Below are 25441 nucleotides of genomic sequence, written 5' to 3'. Positions count from 1 at the left end.
CCGGTGGGGCGGGCCCGCGCGGTCCGGGCCGGACTCCCGGCCCTGGGCAATCCCCCGTCCCCGTGGCCGGGAGCGCCCGGCCCTGACGTGAAAAAGAGTGAAGACCTCGCCCTGAAGGGCGAGGTCTTCACTGCGTTGTGGACCATCGACGAGCAGTTGACGCACTGTCCGAACCGGCGGAGCGGGACATGCCCACCCGTCAACGGGTGGGCGTCTTGCGAGTGTCGCCGGCCTTCGCGAGGGCCGCCGAACATCGCTGGAGGCGGCCGATGAGCTCCTGTGCCTCCTCGGCGCTGAACTCTTCCGTCAGGAGGAGTTCAACCTCGACCACCGCCTCATCGGCCTTGGCCAGCAGGGTCTGGCCCGTCCGGGTCAGGCGAGCCTCCAGGATGTGGCTGTGCACAGGGTGAGGCTTGCGTTCCACCAGACTTCTGCCCTCCAGGGTCGCCAGCACGGACGACATCGTCTGGGGGGTCACCATGCACCGCCTCGCCAGAACGGCGCCGGACAGGCCTGGCTCCTGCGAAAGGGCCAGTAGCACGCTGTATTGAGGGACATTGAGCTTGAACGGCCGCAAGCTGCTGTGCTTGGCGGCGATCAGTTCTTGCTCCACCCGCTTTAGGTGGTGTCCGAGTCGCTGGTCGATGGGGAGCCGCATGGACACACCTTAATGTCAGGCGTCTTATCTGTATACGAGGCCGAGCGTTTGTGGCTTGATCGGAATCTCCGATGCCGCATCACCCGAAGTCACCCTCTGTAAGTGCCGTGAGACCATGGGTTCGAGGCGGTCGGAGGCTCTGCCTTCCAGGCTGTCCGGCGGGCTTCTGCCCACCTGCAGCGTCTTCCCGGACGAAGGCGCTGGCCAGGCCTGAGGGCAGGAGGCTGCGCACGCGCCCGCCCGGACCAGGCGGCCCCGAGGGCGGGCGGCGGTGGCCCGGGCCGCCGGTGTCGCGCCACCGGGCACATCATTTCCGTACGGTGACGGGAGCCTTAAAGGCCGCGCCCGCAGGCGGCGGGAAATTGACCCTCGACTTCAGGTGCACTTCATGAGGTCTTGCACGAAAGGGCGGGTGCCCTTCGAGCACCCGCCCTTCGTCACAGCATTAGCGGGTTATCCGTTGGACAGCTTGAGCGACGCTTCGCCGTACCGGGGTCCGGCCGTCACGCCCAGCGAGAATATGCCCGACAGCTCATTTGCCATATCCTCGGTCAGCTCAATGGCAGCAGCGGCAGAATTCTCCTCCAGGTAGGAGATCCGCTTGGTTCCCGGGATCGGCACCACATCCCGGCCCTGATGCAGCAGCCAGGCCAGCGCGACCTGGACGGGCGAGTGGCCGAGTCGCTCGGCGACGGAGGTGAGGCGGCGCACGAGTTCGAGATTCTGCCGGAGGTTCTCCCCCTGATACCGCGGGTCGTGGTGCCGGTAGTCGTCGGCGGGAAGCTCGTCCAGGGAGCTGATCGAGCCCGAAAGGAAGCCCCGGCCGGCGGGCGACCAGGGAACCAGGCCGATGCCGAGTTCCCGGGCGGCAGGCAGGACGTCCTTCTCGATGCCGCGCTCCCAGAGGGACCACTCGCTCTGGAGCGCCGCCACGGGGTGTACTGCATGGGCACGGCGAAGCGTCTGCGCGCTGACCTCGGACAGTCCGATGTACCGCACCTTCCCGGCCTGGACCAGCTCGGCCATGGCTCCCACGGTCTCCTCGACGGGTACGTTCCGGTCGCGGCGGTGCATGTAGTACAGGTCGATGTAGTCCGTGTTGAGGCGCCGGAGTGATGCCTCGCAGGCTTGGGTGACGTACTCGGGTGTGCCGTTCAGGCCGCCGGGGATGCCGCTGTCGCGCATGGTGAAGCCGAACTTCGTGGCCAGCACGGCTTCGCCGCGCCGGCCGGCCAGGGCCCGACCGACGAGCTCTTCGTTGTGGCCCCCACCGTAGATGTCCGCAGTGTCAAGAAACGTCGTACCCATGTCGAGCGCGCGCCTGATCGTCGCGATGGACGACTCCTCTTCGGCGCTGCCGTAGACATGGGACATCCCCATGCAGCCGAGGCCGACGGCGGACACCAGAAGGTCGCTTCCCAGGGAGCGGGTCTGCATGCATGCCTCCATCATCTGAGATCGTATACATGTACGATCTCTTATCGTACGCCCTCCTCGGGTCGGGCCGTAGCGGTGGCGCGCCGTCCGCATCTCAGAATTTGAGATATTCGTAGACTTTCCGGCTTCTTTCGCAGGCTCCGAGATGGTTCGGAATTCAGCTTTCCGCTTGAGGTGGCCGAAAATCCTACATTCTTGGCGGGTTGGCGAGGTCTTCTCGCGCACTGTTCAGCCGGCGGAACCCGAATCACCTGCAGTTGAGGCTCATTGACACGAGCCTGCCTGCAGATTTAAATGAAGCCTGTAGCCGGGGGGCGGATGGGATGAATCCATCTGATTTGGAGTGACCTCGGTCACGTCCTGCTGGTTACCCCCCGAGAGGTCCGCCGCTATGACAAAGGCCGTGGGGCCAACCCCCTCGATCGGTCGAAGTCCCGCCCCGCGTGAACTCGAGGACATGCTGCGCACGGCAGCCGCCATTTCCTCGCTCCGCGGGAAGTACGCAGACCTTCTCGAGGTCGCGCGCCCGCTGGACCTCGCAGATGTACCAGTCCTGACCCAGGCCGAGTACCACGAAACGGTCCGTCAGCTGCTTGAAGACCCGCGGCATCGCCAAGGCGCCATCCTCTCGGCCGGCGGCGGTACGCTCGCTCACCCCGAGCTCAGCATGCTGCCGGACGACATGTTCGCACCCCAGCTGCTGGAGCAGTGGAGGCCGCTGGACGGCGGCGACGTCGTGGCGAACCTCTTCCCGGCCGGCCGTTTGCAGTCGGCCTTCCACTTCTTCAACGTGTACGCGGCCCTCAGTGGTGCTACGACGGTGCCCATCGGCCACCTCAACGACGACGAGCTCGGTCAGTGGCTCGACTTCCTCGAGAACAGGGGTGTCACCGCGCTCGCGGCGCCGTCGGCCGTCATCGCCCGGGTGGTGCGGATGGCCATGGCGTCGGGGCGCTCCCTGCCATGGCTGCGCAAGCTGCTGCTGAGCAGCGTCGGCGATGTGACCGCCACAGCCGAGCTCGTCGCCCGGCACCTGCCGAAGGCCGAAATCTGGGGCCTGTACTGCTCGCCCGCCTCCGGCCCGATCGGTCACAACACCCCCGCGTGTTCACCGGACACTTTCCACGTCCTGCCGCATCAGTACGTGGAACTGGATGAGGAGAGCTTCCTCGTCACCAACACGCACCGCGAGTCGACGTTCCCGCTCATCCGCTTCCAGACCGGCGGGCTGGGCGAGATGACGGCGTGTGCGTGCGGCATCGCCGAGCCGGCCATCCGGGTACAGGGACACTCCGGTGCGAGTCTTACCTTCCGCGGTCGCACCCTCGCCGCCGAGGAACTCGTCTCGCTGGCCTGCGCGGAAGCGGAAGTAGCGGAAGCCCAGGCCACTCTGGTCAACCAGGGCACGGCCGACGAACAGCTCTGCCTGTCCGTACGGCTGCACCCTGACGTACCGGCTGACCAGTACACCTGCGGCTGGATCCGGAGTCAGATACTCGGCAGCCACATGACCTTGCGTGGTGCCGTGGACGAAGCGCCCGAGTCCTTCGAGGTCGTCGCGGTGGAGCGGTTGTCCGGAGCGACGATGGTCGGCGGTGCTCCCCTCCTGGTCATCGCCGAGCAGGTCCCCGAGGCCTTGTTCGACTTTGAAGAGGCCAGCTGAAGGGCTCCTGAATCCGGCGGTCGACCGGCGTCGGCGGATCGGCTGTGCTCTGAGGCAGGCGGGTCCTGGCGGACCCGCCTGCCTCACCGGTTCCAGGATTGGTGTCCTGAGCTGCACGAAGACAAGTGCGCCTCGGGAGACAGCAGGTGACCGGAGAGCGTGGCCGGCTCGTCGGAGGCGTCGGCGGAACCACTGCGGACCCCTGCACGAAGGCCGTTGTTGCGTCCGGGCGGTCCGCATCCCGAATGGCAACCGCTCCGCCATCGCCATGCCCTGCCCAACGCGACCGGGTCACTCCGGACACCAGCAGCACGAGCGGCAGTGGGTTGGGGCGGCCCGGGGTACCGCAGCCCCCAGACCGCTCTGGGCCCCGGGCCTCACCCGGCACGCCGTATCGGCACCCACCCCGGCGATCAGGTACCCCAGGTCCGCGAGGGCCTTCAGCGCCACGAGCGGTTCCTTCGCCGCCGCGGTCTCCAGGTTCTCCGTCAGGGCGGTCAGCAGGGCGGTGAGAGGTTCGGGGAGCGGGACGGCGGCGTCGCGGACCACGGTGAGGTGGGCCTGGTAGTCCGCGATCGGCCCGGCCAGATCGACGTCCGCCTCGTACAGGGGCGTCTGGTCGTCGAGCACGGTCCAGTCGAGCGGGTACTCGGCCGCGCCCCGCCATCCGCACGCGCAGGCACCGCGCAGGAGGGCGGCCTTCGGGCGGCCGAACCGGCCGTCGTAGGCGTGCCACTCCGTCGACGACGGCACGTACGATCCGCTGCCGACGTCGAAGTACGCCGACCCCGGCTCGCTGCCGTCCTCCAGCAACACTCCCACCGAGCCGGCGTGCGCCGCACCCAGGTCCCTCAGCGTCTGATCCACCGTGCCCCTCCCCTCCCCCACGCCACGACGGCCTGTGCCCGCCGGATCGGTGTCGGCGCCCGGCCGGTTGCAGCGTGCCGCACCCACCCGGCCGCGCGCCCCGTATCCGTTGAAGCGCCACCCCAAGGGGCTGTGTGGCGCGGGCTGACCGGGCTCTCCCGCGTGGCAGCCGCCAGAGCGGGGATTCCTGGGCACGGGCAAGGGTGAACAGCTGTGGTCGATGCCGGTGCGCGGCCGGCGTCGGCGGGCGTAGCGTGGTGGGGTATGAGCGAGGTTGTGGAAGCCAGGGGTCCGAAGGTTCCGCCGAGTTACCCTCCGAAGTCGCCGCCGCCGCAGAAGAAGCCGGTGGAGCCGCCCCGGCCGCAGCCGGCGACGAAGCCGAAGTCCCTCACCGGGGTCCCGCCCCGACTGGTCGTCACCAGCCGGCGGGCCAGGGTGCTGGCATTCCGCGCGGACCAGTGGGCGGCGAAGAAGGCCGCCGCGCAGGCAGCGCTGGCCATCGCCGAGTGGGACTACCCGCTGCTGGACGAGCACGACTTCCTCAAGACCGTCCACGGCCTCGTGGACACAGCCGTGACGGCCGGCGGGAAAAGGGTTAGCGTCCACCTCGCCGACCAGGACGACAAGATCCTCGTCATGGCCCTCAACCACCAGACCAGTGAGCAGGACGCGGCGGGAGCCGTGCCGGCGGAGGTCGCGGTACTGCGCACCGTGGACGCGTGCGGCGCCCATACCGACCACGACGGTCACGCCTGGTGGGCACTCCTCGACGCCCGGCCCCGACCGAAGAAGCGTCTGGCGTAGCAAGGGAAGCGGAGTGCACCCGGGGCCGTGGATACGGTCGTTGGCCCGGGGCCGGGCTCGGGTGATGCTGTCGACCGGGGCGGTGACCGGCTACGTGTGACGGCGGCCGGGATCCTGCCCGCGGTCGACAGCGCCACGGGGGCCGGGAGCGGCCCGTCCGAGGGCGGCTCCCAGCAGTGGCTATTGCTCCCTTCTGCCGGTTCAGGCCCGGCGTTGACGCGCGGATGTGGGCGTGCGCCGCACCCGGACAGGTGCTCGTGGTCCGGGTGCGGCTCTGCCGGGGGGCAGAAGGAGACGTCGACGTAGTCGATGTCGGTGAACTCGACCCGGAGCTGGTCGGCGCGGGTGCCGCCGTCCTTGAAGTAGATCTCCTGGAGTCCCTCGGCGACGATCGCGCGCAGGTCGCGGTCGGCGGCGCCGCGGGCGCGGGCGTCGAAGAGGCGCTGGGCGTAGGCGGGCGGGAGGTGGACGGTGAGGCGGCGCACGCGGCCGTCGTCGGTGGTGCCGACGGGTGCGGTGTATCCGAAGCGGGCGCGGGTCTCGACGGTGATGCCGGTGCTGGTGGCGGCTTCCTTGCGTTCGTTCAACCGTGACGAAGGGTGTGTTCTACCGCTGGGGGCAACCTGAGGCGATCCGCCGGAAGTTGGCGTAGTGGTCACCGCTGTACCAGACAGTGCCGGTGTCTTCGTCACGGATAAGGCGTTCGGCGTTGCGGTGTTGTCCGGGGCTGCGGGGGCTCCGGTCGGCGGGGGCCGCTTTGTGTACTCAGGAGCGCACGTCGATGCCGAGCAGAGGTCACGTCCGGCGATGGCGGAGGCCAGGAGTTCGGTGACCTCAGCGCCGTACGGGGCGGCGTAGCTGTCGTGGTCGCCGACGGCGAACGATGCGCCCCCTACGCACCGCCGGTGATGTCGTGCGGGCCGGCACCCGCCGGCCGGGCCGCGCGCAGGGCATGGGCGGTCGCCTCGGCGAACGCGTCCGGGTTGTCCAGCATGATGTTGTGCCCGCAGTCCGGGATCGCCACCACCTCGACGCCCGCCGCGACGAGTTCCCCCGCACCGGCGAGTGGCCCGTCGGCGGCGGGCAGCAGGCAGGTGCGGGGGATCGGCAGGGCCTTCAGCAGGTCGCGGACCGCCGGTTCCGTGCCGCGGGCCCGGTGCGTCGCGCTGCGGTGCAGCGCCTCGCGGCCGGCCAGGCGCATGGTGGACCACCAGTGCGGTCCGGCGTTCTCACGGACCTGCCGCCACCCGTCGGTGAGGAACTCCTCCTCGGTGTACGCGGCGATGCCGCTCGCACCCGGCGCGCCGTGCACCGCCGGTGCCGGGTCGAGGGTGGCGTCGACCAGGACGAGCCGGCCGACCAGATGCGGGTGCCGGGCGGCCAGCAGCACGGCCACCGCGCCGCCCATGCTGTGCCCCACCACGTCGGCCTTCCGGACCGCGGCCGCCTCCAGGACCGTCGCCACGGCGTCGGCGTGGTCCTCCATGGTGTAACCGAAGTCGGTGGGGCGGTCGCTGATGCCGAAGCCCAGCAGGTCGACCAGCAGCGAGCGGTGGCCCACCAGGGCGGGGTGCGCGGCCGAGGCCGCGAAGTACGGAGCCGCTGAGGCGCCGAGCCCGTGCAGGTAGACCCGGGTGGCACGGCCGGGGTCTCCGGGCATCTCCACCCAGCGGATCCGCGCTCCCTGGGCGGTCACCTGGACGTCGCGCATGGCTTCTCCTCCTTGATCACATGGCCCGGCCGGTGCACCGGCCGCCGAAAACATCGGCAAGACTATATATCGGCGCCGATGTATACAGGTGGTGAGGGATGATGGAGCGGTGTTGGAACTGGCAATCCTGGGTTTCCTCTATGAGCAGCCGCTGCACGGCTACGAACTCAAACGGCGCGTCGCGCATCTCACCGGCCACGTCCGGCCGATCGCCGACGGCACGCTCTACCCCGCCATCAAACGGCTGGAGAAGTCCGGGCTCCTGAGCCGGCAGACCGAGCCCGGTGCCCGGGCGGCGCCCCGGCACGTCCTCACCCTGACCGGCGAGGGCCGGGAAGAACTGCGCCGCCGCCTGCGCGAGGCCGACGGCGTCGAGATCAGCGACGAGAACCACTGGTTCACCGTGCTGGCCTTCCTGCGCCACCTCGAAGACCCCGGCCAGCAGGGCGCGGTCCTCCGCCGCCGCCTGGCCTTCCTCCAGCAGCCGAGCAGCTTCTTCTACGACGGCGAACGTCCCCTGCGCGCAGGCGAGCTCGACGATCCCTTCCGCCGCGGCCTGTTGACCATCGCCCGCGCCACCAGCCGTACCGAGCTGGACTGGCTGGACACCACCCTGAAGGCGCTCGCCCCCGTCGCCGACGCGGACTGACGCTCCGGAGGCCGGGGGAACGGCCACGGCTACGGCCGGCGGTCGGACAGGGCGCGGAGAAGGGCGCAGTGACCAAGACCGACGGACAGGAGGCGGTCACGATCAACACACCCGAAGGGGTCTTCCTCGTGGCCACCAAGGGAGAACCGTTTCTCCTCAAGATGACCACCAGCGGCCCGAACCCGCTCGATCTCACCTTCACCGGCATCAACCAGCCCGTACAGGTGGACGTCCCGGCCGACAAGGACGTCTACGCCCCGGACGCCATCGGCTGACCTCCGCCCCTGCGCGCCCGTGACCGAACGGACGATCCCTGCGGGCGCGGGCGCCGGGGCGGCAGCACGGTCGCCCCGGAGATCCGCCGGGGTGCGGACGGAAGCCGACATCGGGCAGTTGCAGTCGGCGGGCCGCCGGGTGGACACCTGGGTGGTCAGCTCGCGGGGCGGTCGGCGATGTGGCGCTCGCAGACCGCCCGGTACTCCGGGAAGCGCAGAGCGACCTCAGACAGCTTGGCAACCATCTCCGCGCGCGTGGGCAGGGGGTAGCACTCGTGGTGCAGTGCGATGCCCAGGCGAACGGCATCGTCCGCCTGACGCACCCACCCGTCCAGCGTGGTTTGCATGGAGGCGCCGTTGTCCGTCCCCGATCGCTGAGCGGCGCTGGCGGACGGTCCGGCTGAACGCCGCGATCGGCCGGCTCTGCCCCCCTGTTCCACGGGCACCGGCCGTCCGGCCAGTCGTGCCCACCGAAGCGATCACCCTGTGCGGCAGAACCGACAGCGTCCCGAACAGCGCGAGTGATGCGGCAGTAGGCGCAGAACACGGCGGCCTGCGGCCGGTTCAGCCCGTCGGCGCGTCCGCGTCCTCACACACGCTGCCGGCGGCCGCTCAGCCATGAGGTCTACTGCAAAGCCTTGTTCACGTTGCATTCGGCAGCCAGGAGGTCTTGAGGATGAGCGAGCTGTACCCGCCGGCCGAGCCGTACGGGAAGGGGATGCTCGACGTCGGCGACGGCAACCTCGTGTACTGGGAGGTCTGCGGGAACCCGGACGGCAAGCCGGCACTCGTCGTCCACGGCGGACCGGGATCAGGATGCGGGACCGGGGTGCGCCAGTACTTCGACCCGGACCGCTACCGGGTCGTCCTGTTCGACCAGCGCGGGTGTGGCCGCAGCACCCCCCACGCAAGCGAACCCACGACCGACATGCGGCACAACACCACCGGGCACCTGATCGCCGACATGGAGCAGCTTCGGGAGCACCTGGGCATCGACCGCTGGCTGCTCTACGGGGGTTCGTGGGGATCCACGCTGATCCTGGCCTACGCCGAGACCCACCCGGAGCGGGTGTCGGAGATCGTCATCGCCGCCGTCACCACCACCCGGCGCTCGGAGATCGACTGGCTCTACCGAGGCGCGGGCCGGTTCTTTCCCGAGCAGTGGGAACGCTTCGTCGAAGGGGCCGGCGGCACGCCGTGGGACGGTGACATCGTCACGGCCTACGCCCGCCTGATGGAACACCCGGACCCCGCGGTGCGGGAGAAGGCCACGGCCGACTGGTGCGCCTGGGAGGACGCGGTGCTGTCCGGCGAAACGAAGGGCGCTTCCAGCCCGTACGGTGACCGCCCGCCGGCCGCGCAACTGGCTCTGGTCCGCATCTGCTCGCGCTACTTCTCCCACGGCGCCTGGCTGGAGGAAGGCGCGCTCCTGCGCGATGCGCACCGCCTGGCAGGCATCCCGGGCGTGCTGGTCCACGGCAGGCTGGACCTGGCCGGCCCTCTCGACACCGCATGGGAGCTCGCCCGCGCCTGGCCCGATGCCGAGCTCACCGTCGTCGACGACGCAGGGCACATGGGCACCGGCACGACCCGCGCCCATGTGCTCAACGCCCTCGACCGTTTCGCTCGCGAGGGATGAGAGCGGGCCGCTGGGCAATCAGGGCCCCCGCCTGCTCGTGACCGCCCGCCGCGGTCCCGGGCCGACGAGGTGGCCATCGGCCCGGGCGGAGCGAGTGCGGGTGCGGGTGCTGTGAAGTGTGGTTTCCTGACCCGCTCGGCCCCGGCTGCCGTGCCTGCCGGATGCGGCCGGGGTGGCGGTGGGGCGGGGAGCGGCACGGACTGCGGGCCGTCGGGGCCCGGGACCGCCCGGCGTGACGGTCTCCACCGCCCTCCGCGGTCGCTATCGCAGCATCACGTCGCACGTGGACAGGAAGAACTCGCCCGTCTTGCCGCCGTTCTCACCGTGTGGGGTGTCCGGGCCTCCGTGGCCGCCCCAGATGTTCACGATGGCCGCCCGCCCGGTCCGGCGCGGGAGGGATGCGAACTCCCAGCTGGTGGACTCCTCCTCGATGGGAGCGCCGTGCACCTCGACGAGGAACGGGGTCGGGTCCAGGTCGTGCCAGCTCAGGCCTTCGGTAGGGACCCAGTCGGGTCGGGTGATGAACCACCGGTGGGACCAGGTCTCGCCCCAGTGGTAGGCCATGTAGTCGTAGGTGAAGGTCTGGGTGGGGGCCGAGGTGTCCAGCTCCGTCAGGGGCCAGTCCCCGAGGGTGCCGTCCGGTGCCAGGTCCAGACCGCGGAAGGCCGGGTTTCCGGTGGACGCGAGCGCGCCGTCCTCGAAGAACTTGCGGTACTCCAGGTACTTCTGGGCGTTGTTCCACGGGTAGTCGGCCAGCATCCGGGCAGCGCCCGGCAGCACTTCCTGCCAGTCGGTGCTGGTGTTGAGACGGCGTGCCTCGACGCAGATCGGTGAGGCGTCCTGGTCCCGGATCGCGGCGCCGGACCGGCTGAGCGGGTGGTTGGCCGTGCCGTGCCGCGCATCCGCCTTGGCGGCGGGCCGGGGAGCCCCGCGCCGGCGGGGCTGGCGCACCACCCACTTGGGGATGAAACTCTGCTGCGAGCCGATGGTGACCGTGTTGGTGAACGGCGTGAACTGATCGCCGGCCTTGGCGCGGATCTTCACGTGGAACGGGCCTTGCGGCTCTTCGTCGCCCAGGTCCACCCAGTGGGAGTTGGACTGCATCCAGTTCCACGACGACCAGTGCAGGAAGACCGTCTGGCGTAGCTCGTCGTTGAGCCACACCTCGTACATGCGCGGATAGGGTGCGTTGCCCTCGTCCCAGTCCGCCGGTGGGGGCCACGCCCCGTGGTCGGGGGCGTTCTGTCCGATCTGCCATCGCAGGCTGATCCCGTACATCGTGTACTTGCCGTCATCGCGGTACCTGACCTCGGCACGAAGGTCAGACGGCGCCGTCGCGTTCCTGCCCACCACGTCTCCTCTTCTTGGTCGAACCCGTCCCGCAGGCCGCCACCACGAAGCAACACACACAACCCATAGTGACGAGACTGCTACAGATAGTGACTGTAGATCATGCGGGGCTGTGACGGACGAACATCGGCCGCCCCACACACCCCAGCCACAGACGGACCCCGTGATCACCGTCCGGGCCCGCCTCGGCGGCCGGGACCAGAACCCGGGCCGACCACCGGCACCGGGCATCTGCCGGGCGTGTCCTGCTGTCCTGGCCGCGGTCTGTCGCCGGTGGGCGGGGACCGCGGCCTCGGCCGGGGCCGAATGCCCGGGCGCAGGGCCGGTGGGGGTGGTGGCCGAGCGGGAGCGGGCGGCGGCCGCAGCGCTGGTGAGCGGCTTCGTCATGGCGGCCTTTCCGGTCGGGCCGCCGAGGCTGCGCAGGAGCCGGGTGGGGCAGGGGCGGAAGGCCGTGCGGTCCGCCTGCGATCGGTACGGCTCCTCGACCGCCTCGGCGGGAGGGCCGGGGCGGTCGGTGTCCGGCGAGTGCAGCGCGTACGGGGCAGTCCACGGGTCGTCGGCGCACAGAGCGGCGCGGAGACGTATCCGGACGGTGTCGTGATCCCCCGTGCGAAGAGGTGTCGGCCACGAACGACAGGCCGCGGACGCGGCCGGCGAAGCGGTGCCTGGGCGCGGACAGCTCGATGCACATGCCGCGGTTCTCCGGGACGTCGGTCCACGTCGGATGCGACGAAGCGGCTCGGGTGTGGAAGGGCACACCGCTCGGTGCGCATCCCCGACCGGGCCGGCCTGCGGGTGTGGCGAGCCTCGCGTAGGGTCGGCGGATCCTTACGGAACAGGGGAGTTGGCGATGGGGCACACACTGCGGCGGGGCGCCGGTGCGGCACTGACGGCGGTGGCGGCAGCCGCTGTGCTGGTGGGCTGTACGGAGGAACCCCGGGAGCAGGCCGTGCCCGGTCCGACGGCCACGGCCACGGCGGCTCCCCAGGAGGCTCTGGCCCTGGCCGGGCGTTACCGGGCGGCCGGCGGGGACCCGGACGTGTACGGGATCCAGGTCGGGGACGGGCCGGAAGGCGTGCCCCGGGTGGTCATCCGGACCCGCAACGCGGATCAGGCGGACGCGATCTTCCGCCGGCAGAACACCTCGGTCGCCACCCACCTGACGACGAAGGAGGGGGTGTCCTTGGAGAAGGGCTACGTCATCGACGTCCTCGGCCCCGACGGCCGGGTCATCCACCGCATGGACGCCCGCCCCTGACTTGCTCTCCGACCTGTTCGGCGGGGTCGCGACGTGGTCGATCCCGCAGCGGGGGCGGGCCGCCATCGGGGAGACCCACAGCCGGGCCGCAGGCGCGGGCGGCGGAGGCCACATGCCGTCATCGACCGCGTGGCACGCCTACGACGGCCGGTACGGGCGGCCGGGGGGCCGCACTCCTGCGGGGCAGCTGCGCGTGCGGGTGGCGGCCGCGGCGAGGCAGTCACCGGCCCACACCTTCACGCCCGTGATCGGCCCCACAGCTTCTTCAGGTCGGCCTTGCCGACGCCGGTCGGGGCATCGGGGCATCGGGGTACTGGGCGGCGTCCGGCCACATCACCGACGAGGCGGCGTTCCTGCCGCTGCCCGACCGCCTCTGGGCGGTGCGGCCGGATCGCGGGGGCGGCGGCGCTGCGAGCGGGCCCCGTACGACCGGCGGTGCGCTCCGGGTGCCCAGGTGGGTTCGGGCAGTCCGTCGCCGGCGACGAAACCCCCATATGCCCTCTTGCTGTATGGCTGTGCCGGTTTGCGCGTGACGTGATGATGGGCGGTATGGACGTCAACGAAGTGCTGCTGCCGGGGGTGGGGATGCGCTATGAGTTCGCCACCCACGAGGGGGACCAGATGTGCGTCATCGCGCTCCGGTCCGGCGATTTCGAGCTGATGACGTATGAGGGCGCGGATCCGGACGAGGCGCGGGGCGCGTTCCGTCTGACCCGCGAGGAGGCCGACACCCTCGCCGAGATCCTGGGGGCCCCGCGCATCGCAGAGCGGTTCGCGGATCTGACCAAGGAGGTGCCGGGGCTGAGTGCCGGGCAGGTCGAGGTACGTGCGGGCGGGCCTTTCGTGGACCATCCGCTGGGGGAGACCAGGGCCCGGACGCGGACCGGTGCGTCGATCGTGGCGATCGTACGCGGCGAGGAGGTGATCCCCTCCCCCGGGCCGGAGCAGGTGCTGCGCGCGGGGGATGTGCTGGTGGTGATCGGAACCCATGAGGGGATCGCCCGGGTGGAACAGATCATCCAGGCTGACCGGTGAATGTATCGGTCGCCCTGCTGCTGGAGCTGGGGATCATCCTGGCGGCGCTGAGTCTGCTCGGGACGCTGGCCCGGCGCTTCGCGCTCTCGCCGATCCCGCTCTATCTCCTGGCGGGTCTGGCCCTGGGCGAGGGAGGCATCGCCCCCGTTCCGGCCGCCGGCCCGTTCGTGGAGACCGGAGCGGGCATCGGCGTGGTCCTCCTGCTCCTGGTGCTCGGCCTGGAGTTCACGGTGCCGGAGTTCACCGCCAGCCTCCGCCGCCATCTGCCGACCGGGGCGGTCGATCTCGTGCTGAACGCGACACCCGGAGCGGTGGCGGGATGGCTGCTGGGCTTGAACGCCACCGGGATCCTGACCCTGGCGGGCGTGACCTACATCTCCTCTTCGGGCATCATCGCCCGGCTTCTGAGTGACCTCAGGCGCCTGGGCAACCGGGAGACCCCGGCCGTGCTGTCCGTGCTGGTCCTGGAGGACTTCGCGATGGCCGCGTTCCTCCCGCTGCTCGCGGTCGTCGCCGCCGGCGGCACCTGGCGGCAGGCACTCCTGGGCATCCTGCTGGCCCTCGGCGCGGTCCTGGCCGCGCTCGCCGTGTCGTACTGGTGGGGGCACCATCTCGGGCGGCTGCTGCTGCATCTGCGTCCGGACGACGAGCAACTGCTGCTGCGGGTTCTCGGCGTGACACTGATCGTCGCTGCGCTCGCCGAGGCGGTGCACATCTCCGCCGCGGTCGGCGCTTTCATCGTGGGGCTGTCCCTCACCGGCGAGGTGGCCGACCGGGCACGGCAGGTGCTGAGCCCGCTGCGGGACCTGTTCGCCGCGGTCTTCTTCCTCTCCATCGGCCTGTCGGTCAGGCCGGAGACACTGCTGCCGGTACTTCCCGCCGCCCTGCTGCTGGGGGTGGTCACGGCGCTGACGAAAATGGCGGCCGGCTGGTACGCCGCACGACGGGAGGGCGCAGGGTCCCGGGGGCGCCTGCGGGCCGGCACCGCGCTCATCGCCCGTGGAGAGTTCTCCCTCGTCATGATCGGTCTGGCCGGGGTCCGGCAGGACCGGCTCGGTGCCCTGGTGGCCGCCTACGTCCTGCTGCTCGCCGTGACAGGTCCGGTCCTCACCCGTTTCGCCGGGACCCGCCCGGCGCCGGGCGGGGGGACAGGCGTGCAGGTGCGCACCGGCGGTGCCGCAGCGGGGTAACGGCAGGCTCGGCCGGCCCGGCCGGCGGCGCAGCCGTCCGGGCGCTGCGGACTTCTCACCCTGAGGCATCGGATCCGCGTACGACGACGACCGGGCAGTGCGAGTGGTGGAGGAGAGCCTGGCTGACCGATCCGAGGAGCAGACCGGTGAACCCGCCGCGGCCCCGGGCGCCGACCACGATCAATCCCGCGGTCCTGCTCGCGTCGATGAGCGCCTCCCGGGCGCCGCCGCGTACCAGGGTGTGCTCGACCGCAACGTCCGGGTAGCGCTCCCGCCGGCCGCTGACGGCCTCGGCCAGGAGGCGCTCCTCTCCGGCCGCGAGCATGCCCGGCTCCAGTGCGTAGGGCATCGACGGATCCTGCGGCGGGGTGGCGGCCACGCTCCATGGCGTCCATGCGTGCAGGGCCGTCATGCCCGTTCCGCGGAGGCTGGCTGCCTCGAAGGCGTACCCGACCGCCCCCTCGCCCGCCGGTGAGCCGTCCGCCCCCAGCAGGACGGGGCCGGTCCGGTCGGACTCGCCCCGCACCACCATGACCGGACAGCTGCCATGCGCGGCCAGGTGCACAGCCGTCGAACCCACCAGGAGACCGACGAACCCGCCCATGCCCCGGCTTCCGACCACGACAAGGGATGCCGTGCGCGACTGGGCCTCCATCACCGTCAACGCCTCACCGGTCACCACCGCATTGCCGACCTCCACCTCGGGCGCCACGGAACGCGCACGCTCCACCGCCTGCGCCACCAGCCGTCCCGCCGTGTTCCGCAGCCCGCCCTCGGCGGGCCCGAGCGGAGACGGACCGAGCGGCGCGTGCATGGCCGGCCAGATGAACGCGTGCACCACCTTCAGCCCGCAGCCGCGCAACCGCGCTTCACCGGCGGCCACCGCGACCGCATCCAGACTCGACTGCGAGCCGTCCACCCCGACCACAACCGGCCCGCTCACCGTGGGCCTCCCGCACAGACGACGCTCATCATGCACATGCATCCCATTTACCACATTTGCCCTGGTGGTCGCGTGACGTCACGTCAGGCCGGCCTCGCCGCCCACCGGCACCGGGTCGTGGATGCAGCGGGTCGCTGTGCGCGTCAGGGGAGCCGGTCGAGGGAAACCCCGGTGGCATCGAGTGGTCGCGGCGCAGTGGTACGGCTCGCGCCGGCTTCCTGTGGCGCGTCAGGCCCGATCAGTTTCCGAGGTTGAGCAGGCCGGTATTGCCCTTGGTGTTGGAGATGCCGACGGTGAAGAGCAGGGTCTGTGTTCCGTTCGGCTTCTGCAGTGAAGCGCTCATGGTGACGCCCGTGGGGATCGTGCTGTCGCTGTCCTTGTAAAGGGGCGTCACCACGTAGAAGACCGCATCGTCCGGCCCCGTGGTGGGCGCCGCGAGTGTGTCCTGCACCTGCTTCTCGTAGGTCCGCATGCTGGGTGTTCCGGTGTTCAACCCGACCTGCCAGCAGGGGACGAGATTGGCCTGTCCGCCGTCGAGTATCTGCCCCTTCCCGCCGAGGACGTTGGCGATCAAGTGGCACCGGGCGAGCGTAGTGCCGGGCGAGTGGGCGGCGACGAACAACTGTGCGTCCCGCCACCCGGTGATGTCCCCCGATGCCGGGCTGCCCGGGCCGAGCGTCTTGCGCAGGCAGGCCTGCGCCCCGGCCGCCCGGACACCGGCCGGGCCGGTGGGGTCGGTCCGGTTCCGGTGCGGCACCGGGGTGGTGCTGTTGAGGATCCACCCGTCGCCGGAATTGGGCTGAGCCACGTCCATGCACGCCGCCTGGGGCACGGTGAGGCGACGCGTGTCCTTGGCGTCGGCAAGGCAGATTTCACCGTTCCAGAACTGGACGTGGGATACGCCGGGGTCGACGACCGCTGTGTAGAGACCCGCCGCCTGGTCCTTGTCGTGCTCATAGCCGCCCCGCCAGCTGGTGCGCAGGGCAAGGTTGCCGCGACTTGTGTATGTGTCGGTGTAGCCGTTCGGTCCCTTGAGGGTGGCGAGCCAGTCGTAACCGATGGCCTTCGTCTCCACGTTGAACCCGGTCTCGATGGCGACCGGACGGTGGTTGGACTTCTCCTTGAGCTTGATCCAGGCGACGCCGCAGGGCCTGGGCGCCGCGTCCTTGAGCTGGGCCCTGGGCTGCTGCGCGGCGCGGCGCATCACGAGGTCCTTGTGGACCGCCGGGATGGGGATGGTGCTGCCGCCGGCCAGGCGCACGGTGACGTTGCCCGCGCGGTCCGGTGTTGTGGTGACCAGCTCCGTAACCCGCGCCGTGGTCATCGGGTATGTGATGGTGTGTTCCGCCGGGCTCGTCGTGACGGCGCTTGCGCTTTCGGCAGGAGGCTCGGGCGCGGCTGCGGCTGTCGCGGTGCCACTCAGTGCGACGGTGGCCACCATCGCGGCTATCGTCATGCCGGCCAGGACACGGCGCGGCCTGTTCGGCTTTCGGCCCCGTCCTCCACGGCGGCGACGTATACCCGATATGGACATGCTTGTCCCCTCTTGTTTGTCTGGTTGATTCGGCCTGCTCGTACGGCAGTTACTCGGCCCGGCGCTGCCGGATCTGCCACCGGGCCTGATGAGGCATCGGAGCGGACAGCTCGCCAGGGCGGCCCGGGCCGGTCGCCCGGGCCGTTGCACGCCCAGGCCGTTGCGCGCCGGGGCCGCAACGGCCGCCGGCCCGGCGTTCGAGCTCGCGGACGGTCCGGCGAGCGCGCCTGATCGCGGCTCGCGTGGGGCTCCCCCGCGCCGAGTGGAGGAGGCCGTCGACGGGTCTGCCCCTGCCTGCTGCAGGCATCGTTGCCGAGCGCGAGGCGCAGTGATGTCTGCGGGTGGGTCAGGTTCCTGGCGCAGACTCCCGGATCACGCCGCGTACTCCGGCAGGCAGTTCCGCCCCCGTGCCATGCCATCACGCTGCTGAGCCCCTCCGCGGGCGCGGCGTCGCGCGCGTGGGCCCCGGGGACTCCAAGCCCCCGGGGCCCACGCGGGTGTCAGTGATGCTCCCGGATCCGGCCTGGGGTCACAGGTCAGGCTTTGACCAGGACGTAGGTGCCGCTGCCGTCCGCCTTGCCCATGCTGTACTGGCGCAGGGGCTGGCCATCGGCGTAGCGGTCGTGGCTGATCATGGAGCCGGTGTATTTGTTCTGGACGCCGATCTTGCCGGTGCCGGGGACGTCTCGGTAGATGTAGAACCGTTGGAGGTCGTCGGCCCTGCAGTCGGCCTGGATCAGGGGTGCCTGCTCAACGCCTGCGTTCTGCTCCGCGATGGCCAGGCACTTGCCGGTGCGGTGGTTGACGAGGATCTGTTCGGCGACGCCCTTCGTCTCTGGTCCGCGGCACAGCTGCCACTGGTCCAGGTTTCCGCTGAAGATCGTGGAGGGCCTGAGCCGGACGCTGTCGTTCTGCAGCAGGGGTGCCGTCCAGAACAGGACCCGGTCGGGTGTGCCGATCTTGTAGTAACCCGCCTCGCAGGTAAAGCCCGAGAGCCCGGCGGCGGGAGCCATGCCGGCCGTCTTCTTCGGCGCCGCATTCGCAGGCGTTGCCGCCTCGCCGATGGAGAGGGTGCGGTCGGCGTGGGCCAGGGCGACGCCGCAGCCGAGGATGTCCTGGGCCTTGCGCATGATGCTGCTGGCGGGGACGGTGTCCTCACAGCGCACCGCGCCCTCTTCGAGGGTCGTGTAGGTGGTGTACGAACCGCTCTCGGGGCCTTCGACCCACTTGGTGGCGTAGCCGCCGTTGCCCAGGTCGACTCGGTTGCAGTTCAGGCTGCCGTACTGGCCGGTGACCTTGCGGGTGCCTTCGTACAGGGCGTAGTAGCCGGGCATCCGGAAGTCCCAGGTGATCGACTTCGACTCGCTGCTGGTGTGGCTGTAGGACGACTGGACGCTCAGGCCCAGGCTTGCCCCCACCTGGCCGAGGGTCTCGACCTGGAAGCTGCCCTGGACGGAGGCGTTCAGTCCGACCGAGACCGTGATCACGGTCTGGGTGCTGGTCTCCACCGTCTGCGAACCCATCGTTCCCTCGGATACGTACCAGCCCTTGAAGTGCGTGATCGTCGGAACGATCTGGGTGGACTTGATGAACGGGTACCTCTTGCCGAGGTCGGCGGCGTCACAGGCGTCGCCGAGCCCGGGCTGACTGATTGGAGCCGCGGCGGCCGATGAGGCCATCACCGTCACGCCGCTGAGCACGGAGCTCGCGGCCACGGTGAGGGCAACGATCCCCCTTCGCCAGCGCCCGGACGTTTGTGAGTGACGCATCGTGCTTATCTCCCTTGGACCGGCCCGTGTGAGGACAGGCGGAAGTCCCGACCAGTGTGTGGCCGGTGTGACGGAGTGGATCGCTGTCGAACGTAGCCTCAACAGGAACAGCGCGACGACGGCGTAACCGGTCAGAACGATCAGGCCGTCCCGCCGAAACGGGGTGGCCTGTTCTGCATCGGCGTGAAGAGGTTCTGCCCCGGTTCACGGGGAGTTGTCCAGAGCGGAGCCGCGGGGGTTTCTGGCTGGTAGCCAGTCACTGGAACCGGGCTATGGGTGGCTGCAAGACGCTGAACGTGACAGGTTGGGGGCCCTCGACCAGCTCGCCCTCACCCTGCGCCGCCGCATCGGCCGTCCGGTCGGCACGTCCGAGCTCCTGCGCGCCCTGATCCGCCTCGGCTTCATGGGCCGGACTGGTCGCAGGCGCGCTGTGGTGACCCGAGCCGGGCAGCCGTACGAGAAGAAGGGCCGACCGGAAGGCGACCGCGAGGGTCCCGCCGGCAGCGGCATCCACTGGGACAGCCGCAGTCGCAGCCGCAGCCGCAGCCGCAGCCGCAGCCGCAGCGGCGGCCGTGACCGGGGCGCCGTGAGTGTTCCGACCAGGAACGCCGCCGTGCGGGCGGAGTACTCGGCCGCGATGAACAGGACGAGGGGGGTGGGGGGTTCAGCACGGAAGCTCGCCGCAACGAGCGCCGGAGGCTGCTGGCAGGATCGTCGCTGTGAACGTCATCCGTACCACCCCACCACGGCCGGTCGACGTAGCTGCGGTCTTCCCGCGACTGGCCCCGCTGGCGCGCTCGGCGACCCGGCTGCATCCGCGCCCCGGTTCCCCCTCGCCGTACCAGAGTTCGGTCGGCGGACCACTGCTGTGGCCTGCCCGTCAGCCGTGGCTGTACTGCGACAAGTGGCACGAGGGTCCGCTCTCCCCCCTCGTGCCGGTGGCCCAACTGTACGTACGCGACGTGCCTGGGCTGCGGCCGCCCGGACGGAGCGACGTGCTCCAGGTGCTGTGGTGTCCCTCGGAACACCCGCCGGAGTACAAGCCTTCAACCGAGCTGTTCTGGCGAACGGCCTCCGACGTCGCCACCGTCCTCGGCTCGCCGCCCATGCCGGCCGAGGCTGACGACAACTACATCCCTGAGCCGTGTGTACTCGCTCCGGAGCAAGTCACCGAGTACCCGAACTTTCTGGAGCTGGACGAGGAGCTGCAGCAGCAGCTGAGCGACTGGAGTGTGTGGCAGGCGTCCGGCGTCGCGATCGATGATTCCTACGAGACCGCCCCGCAGGAGTTCTACATGAACGAGGTGTCCGAGGCCCCCGGATGGAAGGTCGGCGGATGGGCACCGTGGGGCCTCACCGATCCCGTCGCCCGGTTCTGCGTCAACTGCGGCGCCGCGATGCACCCGCTGCTGACCATCGCCTCGAACGAATGCCGGGACTACAGAAGAAGCTGGATCCCGCACGAGGACCAACACATCGCCGTGGTCGACGACGACAAGGTGTCGAACCCGCCGGGGATCCAGGTCTCCGGCGGGAACCATCTGCAGCTCTACGCCTGCTCAACGTGCTACACGCATACCAGCCTGATCCAATAGCCGCCGCGCGGCGGAAGCCCCGGGCGCGGCGGCGGAACTCTTCCGCCGCGTCCCGCCGGTGGGGGCGCGGCAACCGGGGCCGGCTCACCGGTGCCCCGCGAGCCGCGGTCCACCGGGTACGGAGCTGCCGAGTTGGACGGGGGGCGAACGGCGGGGGCATCACGGCGGCACATCGGGCACGCCGCCGGAAGGCCGCGGCGCCGCCGTCGCCTGCTTCCGGCTCGCCGGTCAGGGGGCGTCGATGAGTACCCGGCCGTTGGTGGGCACGGGTGCCGTGAGCCCGTTCGCGTAGGCGAACTGCTCCCGTCGCGGTCTCCTCCCTCCTCGGCCGGCTCACGGGCGGCAGGGAGCAGTGGTGCGGCGGTCCGGCGGTCCGGCGGTGGGCGCGGCTCACGGCGTGGCGGGGACCGCGGTTCGCCCGGTCCGGTCGGCAAGGACGCCGGCCACGGGAGGGCGGCGCCTTCGTGTTCGGCGGGCCGGGCGGCCACGGGGCCCTGCAGTGCTGCGGATGCGGATGCGGATGCGGGTGCGGGGATCGGCGGGCCGGCGGGCCGTGAACGGCGCGCGACGGTCGTGCGGGGCGGGGCGGTTCCGCGGGCGCGACGGTCATACGGGACGTGACCGGTTCCCGTCAGGAGGTCGAAGCGTGCGGCACCCGCCGCTCGCGGCACACTTCGGGAAAGGGAACGCACGATGACGCACTCGTCACCGACAACGCGCCGGCGCGGACGCTTCGGCGCCGCCGGCCTGCGGACACTCGCGGGGCTGCTCCTGGCCGTCGCGTCGATCCTGATGACGGGTGCGCAGCCGGCGGCCGCGCACCCGCCGAGCGGATCCGTGCACGTGTGGGCCTCCGACGTACGGGTGCGCACCTGCCAGAGCACCTCCTGCTCCCTGGCGACCACGGAGCGGCTGACCAACGTCCGGGTCCAGGCGTACTGCCAGATGGACGGGGGCGCGGCCGGGCGCGTGACGGACGGCGCGTACACCAACACGTACTGGGTCCAGATCATCACTCCGGGCCGGACGCTGGGCTGGATCTCCGCGGTGTACGCCAGCGGTGGTTCGAACAACTCCCCGGTCCCCGGCGCGCCGGTCTACCGCCCCGGTGACGCCACCGTGGACTGCGAGTTCATCTAGGTCCGCCCCCGGCGGCGTCCGTCACCGCCGTCGTCCCGATCACCGTTGACACCTGATGACACCCGAGGAACCCGTGAACACTCGACGTCTTCTCAAGGCGGCCACCGCCGCGGCCGCCGCTGTGGCGGCTCTGACCCTGGGGTCGCCCGCGGCCGTCGCGTCGCCCGCGGCCGCCCAGGCCGGTCCCCCGACGACCACCTCCTCGCCCGCCTCGGCCGCCTCGCCCGCCTCGGCCATGTCCGCCGCGGCGACGTCGGTCTACATCTGGGCGACCCAGGTGAACGTCCGCTACGACGGGGCCGACGCGGACTGCGTCCACTACCCCTCCCGCGGCTCGTGCGTGAAGATCGTCGCCACGGTGTCGCGGACGACGGCCGAGGGCATGTGCCAGCACCCCGGCGAGGAGATCGCCGACAGCGGGTACCGCAACCGCTGGTGGACGCTGCTCAAGCTGCCCAACGGCACGATCGGCTGGGTGAACAATATCTACATCCAGGGCGGCGAGAAGATCGCGGGAGTGCCGGACTGCGGCTGGTAGGCAGCGTGCCGGGTGCGCACCGGGTGCCGGGGCCGTCGGTGGCGGCGTCCCCGGCGTCGGGGTGCCGCCGGTGTCGGAGGAGGACTTCGCCGGCTGCCGTTCCCGGCCGGTCCCGCGCTCGTGGGCCGCACGGGTAGCTTTCGGCCCCGTTGGGCCGATACGGCTCGGCGCGGCGAACACATCGCCGTGCGTACCGGCCGAGTATGGGGCGATCACCCGAACCTCGCTGCAGTACGCCACAGTCCGGAGCGCACTCATATGATCCGTTTCTTCACCGTCCTGCCGGCCGCCGTCCTCATGACAGGGGCACTCGCCGCCCCCGCGAACGCCGCGGCGGCGGACCCGAGGCCGATCACCTCCCCCTACGTCCAGGCCGCGGCGGACGTCTCCGGCTCCGGGGCGTTGCTGCGGGCGAAGAACATCGACTGGGTACGGCACGTCAACACCGGCCGGTACTGCGTGAACGTCAGCGAGCAGGTGAACCTCGCGTTCAGCGTGGTCCACGTGGAGCTGCCCAATTCCAACCGTCGCAGCTTCAGCACCACGCCCAACGCCGTCTGCGGCCCGGACTCGGTCACCGTCTACACGTACGACCTCAGGGGCAACTACGTGGACAACCCCTTCACGGTCACCGTCTTCTGACCTCGTGCCGGCCGGTCCGGCCGGTCCGGCCGGTCCGGCCGGCACGAGGTGACCGCCGAGGAGGCCCGTCAGAGGTGGCCCAGTACGTTGACCACCCTGCCGTTGGGGTCGCGGACGAAGAACCGGCGCACTCCCCATTCCTCGTCCTGCAGGGGGGTGAATGTTGACAGTCACCTCTGGTCGGCTGTCGCGCGCACGTTGGTCTGAAGCTTTCGGAGTGGGCCCGTCAGCAGGGCGTGAGCCACCAGACCGCGTGGCGGTGGGTGAAGGACGGGAAGATGCCCGTCCCGGTCCGCCAGGCGCCGTCCGGGACGTGGCTGGTCGATGAGCCTGCTCCGGCCGCCGTCATGGAGGCGGGGCGGGTGGTCGCGTACTGCCGCGTCCCGTCCGCCGACCAGAAGGCCGATCTTGACCGGCAGACGGCCCGGGTCGTGGCCGGCGCGAACGGGCTGGGCCTGGCCGTGGCCGAGGTCGTCACCGAGGTCGGCTCGGGGCTGAACGGCCGGCGCCGCAAGCTGCACCGGGTGCTGTCCGACCCGCAGGCCGCGGTGATCGTGGTCGAGCACCGCGACCGGCTGGCCCGGTTCGGCGTCGAGCACCTCGAAGCGGTGCTGTCGGCGTCCGGACGGCGCCTGGTCGTCCTCGACCCCACCGAAACCGCCGACGACCTCGTAGGGGACATCACCGAGGTGCTCACCGCGATGTGCGCCCCCCGGTACGGGCGGCGGGCGGCGAAGAACCGGGCCGCCCGCGCGGTGGCCGTGGCGACCGGCAAGGACGCCGGGTGAAGAAGTTCCGCCCGCAGCCCGGCTTCCGGGTGCAGGCGTTCCGGTTCGCCCTGGACCCGGGCGCCTCCCAGGAGACAGCGCTGCGCTCGCACTGCGGCGCCGCGCGCGCCGCCTACAACTGGGCCGTCGGCCGGGTGACGGCCTCCTGGCGGCAGCGCAGGGCCGAGGCGATGCGCTGACCGAGTGGCGGCCATGGTCGCTGCCCTCGCTGCGGAAGGCGTTCAACGAGGCCAAGCACACCGACCCCCGGTTCGCCGGGTGGTGGGAGGAGAACTCCAAGGAGGCGTACTCCCGGACCGTCTCCCGCCGCCAGGGCCCCGACCGCCGCACCGGACGCAAGCCGTCGAAGCGGTGGGAGAAAGCCAACGCCGCCCGCAACCGCGTACATCACCGGGTGGCGAACCTCCGCGCCGACGCCCTCCACAAGCTCACCACGGCCGTGGCCGCCGAGTACGGCACGATCGCGGCCGAGGACCTCAATGTCGCCGGGATGCTCCGCAACCGGCCCCTGGCCCGCCACATCGCCGACGCCGGATTCCGGAAGCCGCCGGGCCGCGTTGCCGCCGCTCGCGGCCGCCCGTGTCGCGCACCGGCGATCGAGGCGGAGCGCCCGCCGGCGCTGCCTGATACTCCGACAGTCGTTGAACCGGGACGAGGCGTGCCCTCGCACATGCTCTGCGGCCGCTGTCACAGCCGGAGGCCGGCAGGGGAGGCCCGGCTCGAGGAGACGCTCGGGCCGGGTGAGTTTCCGACGAATCAGGAGCCGTAGTGACCGTTCAACGCATCGACGTGATCCGCCCTGCCGAGCTGAGCCCGACGGACCTGGAGTTGTGGGGCGATCTTCGGGCCAGTACGGCGCCGGAGGCCAACCCCTTCATGAGCCCCGAGTTCTGCCAGGCGGTCGGCCGTGTCCGGCCGGGTGCCAGGGTCGCGGTGGTGCGCCAGGACGGCGAGCCCGTCGGCTTCTTCCCCTTCGAGCGGGGCCGGTGGGGCCGTGGCCGTGCCATCGGCCTGGGTGTGTCCGACAGCCAGGGGGCCGTGCTGCGCCCCGGGGTGTCGGTCGACCCGCACGAGCTGCTGCGGGCCAGTTCCCTGTCCGTCTGGGAGTTCAACCATCTCGAAAGCGGCCAGGACCTGTTCCTGCCGTTCGCCACGGGGCGGTTCGCCTCGCCCGTCATCGACATCGACATCACCGGCGGATACGCCGGCTACGAGACCCTGCTCCGGGCCGGTTCCCGCACGTTCCTGAAGGCGACGCGGGCGCAGGAACGCCGCCTGGCCCGGCAGGCCGGGCCGCTGCGGTTCGTGTTCGACGAGCGCAGTCCGGCGGTTCTGCGGACGCTGATGGCGTGGAAGTCCGCCCAGTACCGCCGGACCGGCCGGCGCGACCGGTTCGCCCAGGACTGGATCAGCGGCCTGGTGCGGATGCTCGCGACCACGCAGGCACCGTCCTGCTCGGGCCTGCTGTCGGTCCTCTACGCGGGCGGTCGGCCCGTCGCCGCGCACTTCGGTCTGCGCTCGCGCACCGTGCTGTCGTGCTGGTTCCCCGCCTACGACCGGGACTTCGCCACCTTCAGTCCCGGACGTGTCCTCTACCTCCGCATGATCGAGGCGGCCGCCGCCGCCGGGATCGGCATGCTCGATCTCGGCAGGGGTGACGCCGCCTACAAGGACTCCCTCAAGACACGGGAGTTGACCGTGCACGAGGGTGCGGTGCTCCGGGCCGGGGCCGGGGCGGCCCTGCACTGGCTCAGCCACGAGCCGCCACGCGCCGTCCGGGGGTTCGTCCGTGAGCGGCCGCAGCTCAGGGCCGCAGCGCTGCGCACCCTGGCCATGGCCGGCAGGTTGCGCGACCGGACACCCGGCCGGTGACAGCGGAGCCGGGGCCCGGGCGGTGCCCGGCCGCCGTTCCGTGCCCGGGTTCCGTGTCCGGGTTCCGGGGCAGGTGACGTCCTG

25 protein-coding genes and 2 pseudogenes are annotated in these 25441 nt (G+C 71.0%); 16 read left to right on the top strand and 11 right to left on the bottom strand.

What is annotated here, in order from left to right; translation table 11 throughout:
- Positions 1-199 precede the first annotated feature (199 nt).
- Together ACIPXC_RS11955 and ACIPXC_RS11950 are read right to left on the bottom strand one after the other, a co-directional pair.
- On the bottom strand, positions 200-658 hold the full coding sequence (locus ACIPXC_RS11955; RefSeq protein ID WP_401616006.1) for a MarR family winged helix-turn-helix transcriptional regulator: 459 nt from the start codon (positions 656-658) through the stop codon (positions 200-202).
- A gap of 453 nt (positions 659-1111) precedes the next feature.
- Positions 1112-2095, bottom strand: a complete 984-nt coding sequence (locus ACIPXC_RS11950; RefSeq protein ID WP_401616005.1) for an aldo/keto reductase — start codon at positions 2093-2095, stop codon at positions 1112-1114.
- A 457-nt stretch (positions 2096-2552) separates the two neighbouring features.
- Between ACIPXC_RS11950 and ACIPXC_RS11945 the strand changes: the two genes are divergently transcribed.
- The gene (locus ACIPXC_RS11945; protein WP_401616003.1) at positions 2553-3758 is read left to right on the top strand and encodes a hypothetical protein; all 1206 of its coding nucleotides are present in this window, start codon (positions 2553-2555) and stop codon (positions 3756-3758) included.
- Positions 3759-4049: 291 nt separating this feature from the next.
- Here the strand turns inward: ACIPXC_RS11945 and ACIPXC_RS11940 are convergent, their stop codons facing one another.
- On the bottom strand, positions 4050-4625 hold the full coding sequence (locus tag ACIPXC_RS11940) for a hypothetical protein (protein WP_401616001.1): 576 nt from the start codon (positions 4623-4625) through the stop codon (positions 4050-4052).
- 264 nt (positions 4626-4889) lie between these two features.
- Here ACIPXC_RS11940 and ACIPXC_RS11935 point away from each other — a divergent pair, with 264 nt between their 5' ends.
- Positions 4890-5429 carry a hypothetical protein gene (locus tag ACIPXC_RS11935; protein ID WP_401615999.1) on the top strand — a complete coding sequence of 180 codons (540 nt, stop codon included), beginning with the start codon at positions 4890-4892 and terminating at the stop codon, positions 5427-5429.
- Positions 5430-5716: 287 nt separating this feature from the next.
- Here ACIPXC_RS11935 and tpg read toward each other — a convergent pair.
- Positions 5717-6037, bottom strand: a pseudogene (gene tpg / locus ACIPXC_RS11930) (telomere-protecting terminal protein Tpg); the annotation flags it as partial.
- 284 nt (positions 6038-6321) lie between these two features.
- Positions 6322-7140: an alpha/beta fold hydrolase gene (locus ACIPXC_RS11925; RefSeq protein ID WP_401615997.1), complete on the bottom strand. Its 819-nt coding sequence runs from the start codon at positions 7138-7140 to the stop codon at positions 6322-6324.
- A 109-nt stretch (positions 7141-7249) separates the two neighbouring features.
- Here ACIPXC_RS11925 and ACIPXC_RS11920 point away from each other — a divergent pair, with 109 nt between their 5' ends.
- Both ACIPXC_RS11920 and ACIPXC_RS11915 read left to right on the top strand, forming a co-directional pair.
- On the top strand, positions 7250-7789 hold the full coding sequence (locus ACIPXC_RS11920; RefSeq protein WP_401615995.1) for a PadR family transcriptional regulator: 540 nt from the start codon (positions 7250-7252) through the stop codon (positions 7787-7789).
- A gap of 68 nt (positions 7790-7857) precedes the next feature.
- Positions 7858-8064, top strand: coding sequence for a hypothetical protein (locus ACIPXC_RS11915; protein ID WP_401615994.1), 207 nt, complete (start codon positions 7858-7860; stop codon positions 8062-8064).
- 155 nt (positions 8065-8219) lie between these two features.
- Here ACIPXC_RS11915 and ACIPXC_RS11910 read toward each other — a convergent pair whose 3' ends face one another.
- Positions 8220-8411 (bottom strand): hypothetical protein, encoded by a 192-nt coding sequence (locus ACIPXC_RS11910; RefSeq protein ID WP_401615992.1) that lies wholly within the window; start codon positions 8409-8411, stop codon positions 8220-8222.
- 329 nt (positions 8412-8740) lie between these two features.
- Between ACIPXC_RS11910 and pip the strand changes: the two genes are divergently transcribed.
- Positions 8741-9703 (top strand): prolyl aminopeptidase, encoded by a 963-nt coding sequence (gene pip, locus ACIPXC_RS11905; protein WP_401615990.1) that lies wholly within the window; start codon positions 8741-8743, stop codon positions 9701-9703.
- Between the two features lie 261 nt (positions 9704-9964).
- Here the strand turns inward: pip and ACIPXC_RS11900 are convergent, their stop codons facing one another.
- The gene (locus tag ACIPXC_RS11900) at positions 9965-11053 is read right to left on the bottom strand and encodes a lytic polysaccharide monooxygenase auxiliary activity family 9 protein (protein ID WP_401615988.1); all 1089 of its coding nucleotides are present in this window, start codon (positions 11051-11053) and stop codon (positions 9965-9967) included.
- Between the two features lie 850 nt (positions 11054-11903).
- Here ACIPXC_RS11900 and ACIPXC_RS11895 point away from each other — a divergent pair.
- The 3 genes from ACIPXC_RS11895 to ACIPXC_RS11885 all read left to right on the top strand — a co-directional run bounded on the left by ACIPXC_RS11895 (position 11904) and on the right by ACIPXC_RS11885 (position 14536).
- Positions 11904-12311 carry a hypothetical protein gene (locus ACIPXC_RS11895; protein WP_401615986.1) on the top strand — a complete coding sequence of 136 codons (408 nt, stop codon included), beginning with the start codon at positions 11904-11906 and terminating at the stop codon, positions 12309-12311.
- Between the two features lie 549 nt (positions 12312-12860).
- Positions 12861-13346, top strand: coding sequence for a cation:proton antiporter regulatory subunit (locus tag ACIPXC_RS11890; protein WP_401615984.1), 486 nt, complete (start codon positions 12861-12863; stop codon positions 13344-13346).
- Positions 13343-14536: a cation:proton antiporter gene (locus ACIPXC_RS11885; RefSeq protein WP_401615982.1), complete on the top strand. Its 1194-nt coding sequence runs from the start codon at positions 13343-13345 to the stop codon at positions 14534-14536. The genes ACIPXC_RS11890 and ACIPXC_RS11885 overlap by 4 nt, the downstream gene beginning before the upstream one ends.
- A 55-nt stretch (positions 14537-14591) precedes the next feature.
- On the opposite strand, the gene ACIPXC_RS11880 is transcribed toward ACIPXC_RS11885, so the two are convergent.
- The 3 genes from ACIPXC_RS11880 to ACIPXC_RS11870 all read right to left on the bottom strand — a co-directional run bounded on the left by ACIPXC_RS11880 (position 14592) and on the right by ACIPXC_RS11870 (position 18782).
- Positions 14592-15479: a universal stress protein gene (locus ACIPXC_RS11880; protein WP_401615980.1), complete on the bottom strand. Its 888-nt coding sequence runs from the start codon at positions 15477-15479 to the stop codon at positions 14592-14594.
- A gap of 238 nt (positions 15480-15717) precedes the next feature.
- The gene (locus ACIPXC_RS11875; RefSeq protein WP_401615978.1) at positions 15718-16803 is read right to left on the bottom strand and encodes a DNA/RNA non-specific endonuclease; all 1086 of its coding nucleotides are present in this window, start codon (positions 16801-16803) and stop codon (positions 15718-15720) included.
- A 746-nt stretch (positions 16804-17549) separates the two neighbouring features.
- A complete protein-coding gene (locus tag ACIPXC_RS11870; protein WP_401615976.1) occupies positions 17550-18782 on the bottom strand; it encodes an RICIN domain-containing protein in 1233 nt (410 codons plus the stop codon).
- Between the two features lie 719 nt (positions 18783-19501).
- Between ACIPXC_RS11870 and ACIPXC_RS11865 the strand changes: the two genes are divergently transcribed.
- From ACIPXC_RS11865 to ACIPXC_RS11850, 4 genes are all read left to right on the top strand, one after another.
- Positions 19502-20377: a hypothetical protein gene (locus ACIPXC_RS11865; protein ID WP_401615975.1), complete on the top strand. Its 876-nt coding sequence runs from the start codon at positions 19502-19504 to the stop codon at positions 20375-20377.
- Positions 20378-21070: 693 nt separating this feature from the next.
- Positions 21071-21517, top strand: coding sequence for a hypothetical protein (locus tag ACIPXC_RS11860; protein ID WP_401615973.1), 447 nt, complete (start codon positions 21071-21073; stop codon positions 21515-21517).
- A gap of 73 nt (positions 21518-21590) precedes the next feature.
- Positions 21591-22055, top strand: a complete 465-nt coding sequence (locus ACIPXC_RS11855; protein WP_401615971.1) for a peptidase M23 — start codon at positions 21591-21593, stop codon at positions 22053-22055.
- Between the two features lie 258 nt (positions 22056-22313).
- A complete protein-coding gene (locus ACIPXC_RS11850; protein ID WP_401615969.1) occupies positions 22314-22697 on the top strand; it encodes a hypothetical protein in 384 nt (127 codons plus the stop codon).
- A 68-nt stretch (positions 22698-22765) separates the two neighbouring features.
- Here the strand turns inward: ACIPXC_RS11850 and ACIPXC_RS11845 are convergent.
- Positions 22766-22852, bottom strand: a pseudogene (locus ACIPXC_RS11845) (glyoxalase); the annotation flags it as partial.
- A 48-nt stretch (positions 22853-22900) separates the two neighbouring features.
- Between ACIPXC_RS11845 and ACIPXC_RS11840 the strand changes: the two are divergent.
- The 4 genes from ACIPXC_RS11840 to ACIPXC_RS11825 all read left to right on the top strand — a co-directional run bounded on the left by ACIPXC_RS11840 (position 22901) and on the right by ACIPXC_RS11825 (position 25357).
- Positions 22901-23485, top strand: a complete 585-nt coding sequence (locus ACIPXC_RS11840; RefSeq protein ID WP_401616169.1) for an IS607 family transposase — start codon at positions 22901-22903, stop codon at positions 23483-23485.
- Complete coding sequence (locus tag ACIPXC_RS11835; RefSeq protein ID WP_401615967.1) at positions 23482-23664, top strand: helix-turn-helix domain-containing protein; 183 nt, start codon at positions 23482-23484, stop codon at positions 23662-23664. Before ACIPXC_RS11840 ends, ACIPXC_RS11835 begins: the two co-directional genes overlap by 4 nt.
- A gap of 215 nt (positions 23665-23879) precedes the next feature.
- Complete coding sequence (locus tag ACIPXC_RS11830; RefSeq protein ID WP_401615965.1) at positions 23880-24254, top strand: hypothetical protein; 375 nt, start codon at positions 23880-23882, stop codon at positions 24252-24254.
- Positions 24254-25357, top strand: coding sequence for a GNAT family N-acetyltransferase (locus ACIPXC_RS11825; RefSeq protein WP_401615963.1), 1104 nt, complete (start codon positions 24254-24256; stop codon positions 25355-25357). Before ACIPXC_RS11830 ends, ACIPXC_RS11825 begins: the two co-directional genes overlap by 1 nt.
- Positions 25358-25441 lie beyond the last annotated feature (84 nt).

Origin of the sequence: Streptomyces sp. NPDC090021, from assembly GCF_044748225.1 — a bacterium.
In the GTDB taxonomy this organism is placed as follows: Bacteria; Actinomycetota; Actinomycetes; order Streptomycetales; family Streptomycetaceae; genus Streptomyces.
Note: the sequence above shows the minus strand (reverse complement) of the source record. Positions and strands in the feature narration are given on the sequence as shown.

Coding starts and splice junctions, on each gene's coding strand:
- ACIPXC_RS11955 (WP_401616006.1), bottom strand. CDS start 658: ATGCGGCTCCCCATCGACCAGCGACTCGGACACCACCTAAAGCGGGTG.
- ACIPXC_RS11950 (WP_401616005.1), bottom strand. CDS start 2,095: ATGCAGACCCGCTCCCTGGGAAGCGACCTTCTGGTGTCCGCCGTCGGC.
- ACIPXC_RS11945 (WP_401616003.1), top strand. CDS start 2,553: ATGCTGCGCACGGCAGCCGCCATTTCCTCGCTCCGCGGGAAGTACGCA.
- ACIPXC_RS11935 (WP_401615999.1), top strand. CDS start 4,890: ATGAGCGAGGTTGTGGAAGCCAGGGGTCCGAAGGTTCCGCCGAGTTAC.
- ACIPXC_RS11925 (WP_401615997.1), bottom strand. CDS start 7,140: ATGCGCGACGTCCAGGTGACCGCCCAGGGAGCGCGGATCCGCTGGGTG.
- ACIPXC_RS11910 (WP_401615992.1), bottom strand. CDS start 8,411: ATGCAAACCACGCTGGACGGGTGGGTGCGTCAGGCGGACGATGCCGTT.
- pip (WP_401615990.1), top strand. CDS start 8,741: ATGAGCGAGCTGTACCCGCCGGCCGAGCCGTACGGGAAGGGGATGCTC.
- ACIPXC_RS11895 (WP_401615986.1), top strand. CDS start 11,904: ATGGGGCACACACTGCGGCGGGGCGCCGGTGCGGCACTGACGGCGGTG.
- ACIPXC_RS11890 (WP_401615984.1), top strand. CDS start 12,861: ATGGACGTCAACGAAGTGCTGCTGCCGGGGGTGGGGATGCGCTATGAG.
- ACIPXC_RS11875 (WP_401615978.1), bottom strand. CDS start 16,803: ATGACCACGGCGCGGGTTACGGAGCTGGTCACCACAACACCGGACCGC.
- ACIPXC_RS11870 (WP_401615976.1), bottom strand. CDS start 18,782: ATGCGTCACTCACAAACGTCCGGGCGCTGGCGAAGGGGGATCGTTGCC.
- ACIPXC_RS11860 (WP_401615973.1), top strand. CDS start 21,071: ATGACGCACTCGTCACCGACAACGCGCCGGCGCGGACGCTTCGGCGCC.
- ACIPXC_RS11850 (WP_401615969.1), top strand. CDS start 22,314: ATGATCCGTTTCTTCACCGTCCTGCCGGCCGCCGTCCTCATGACAGGG.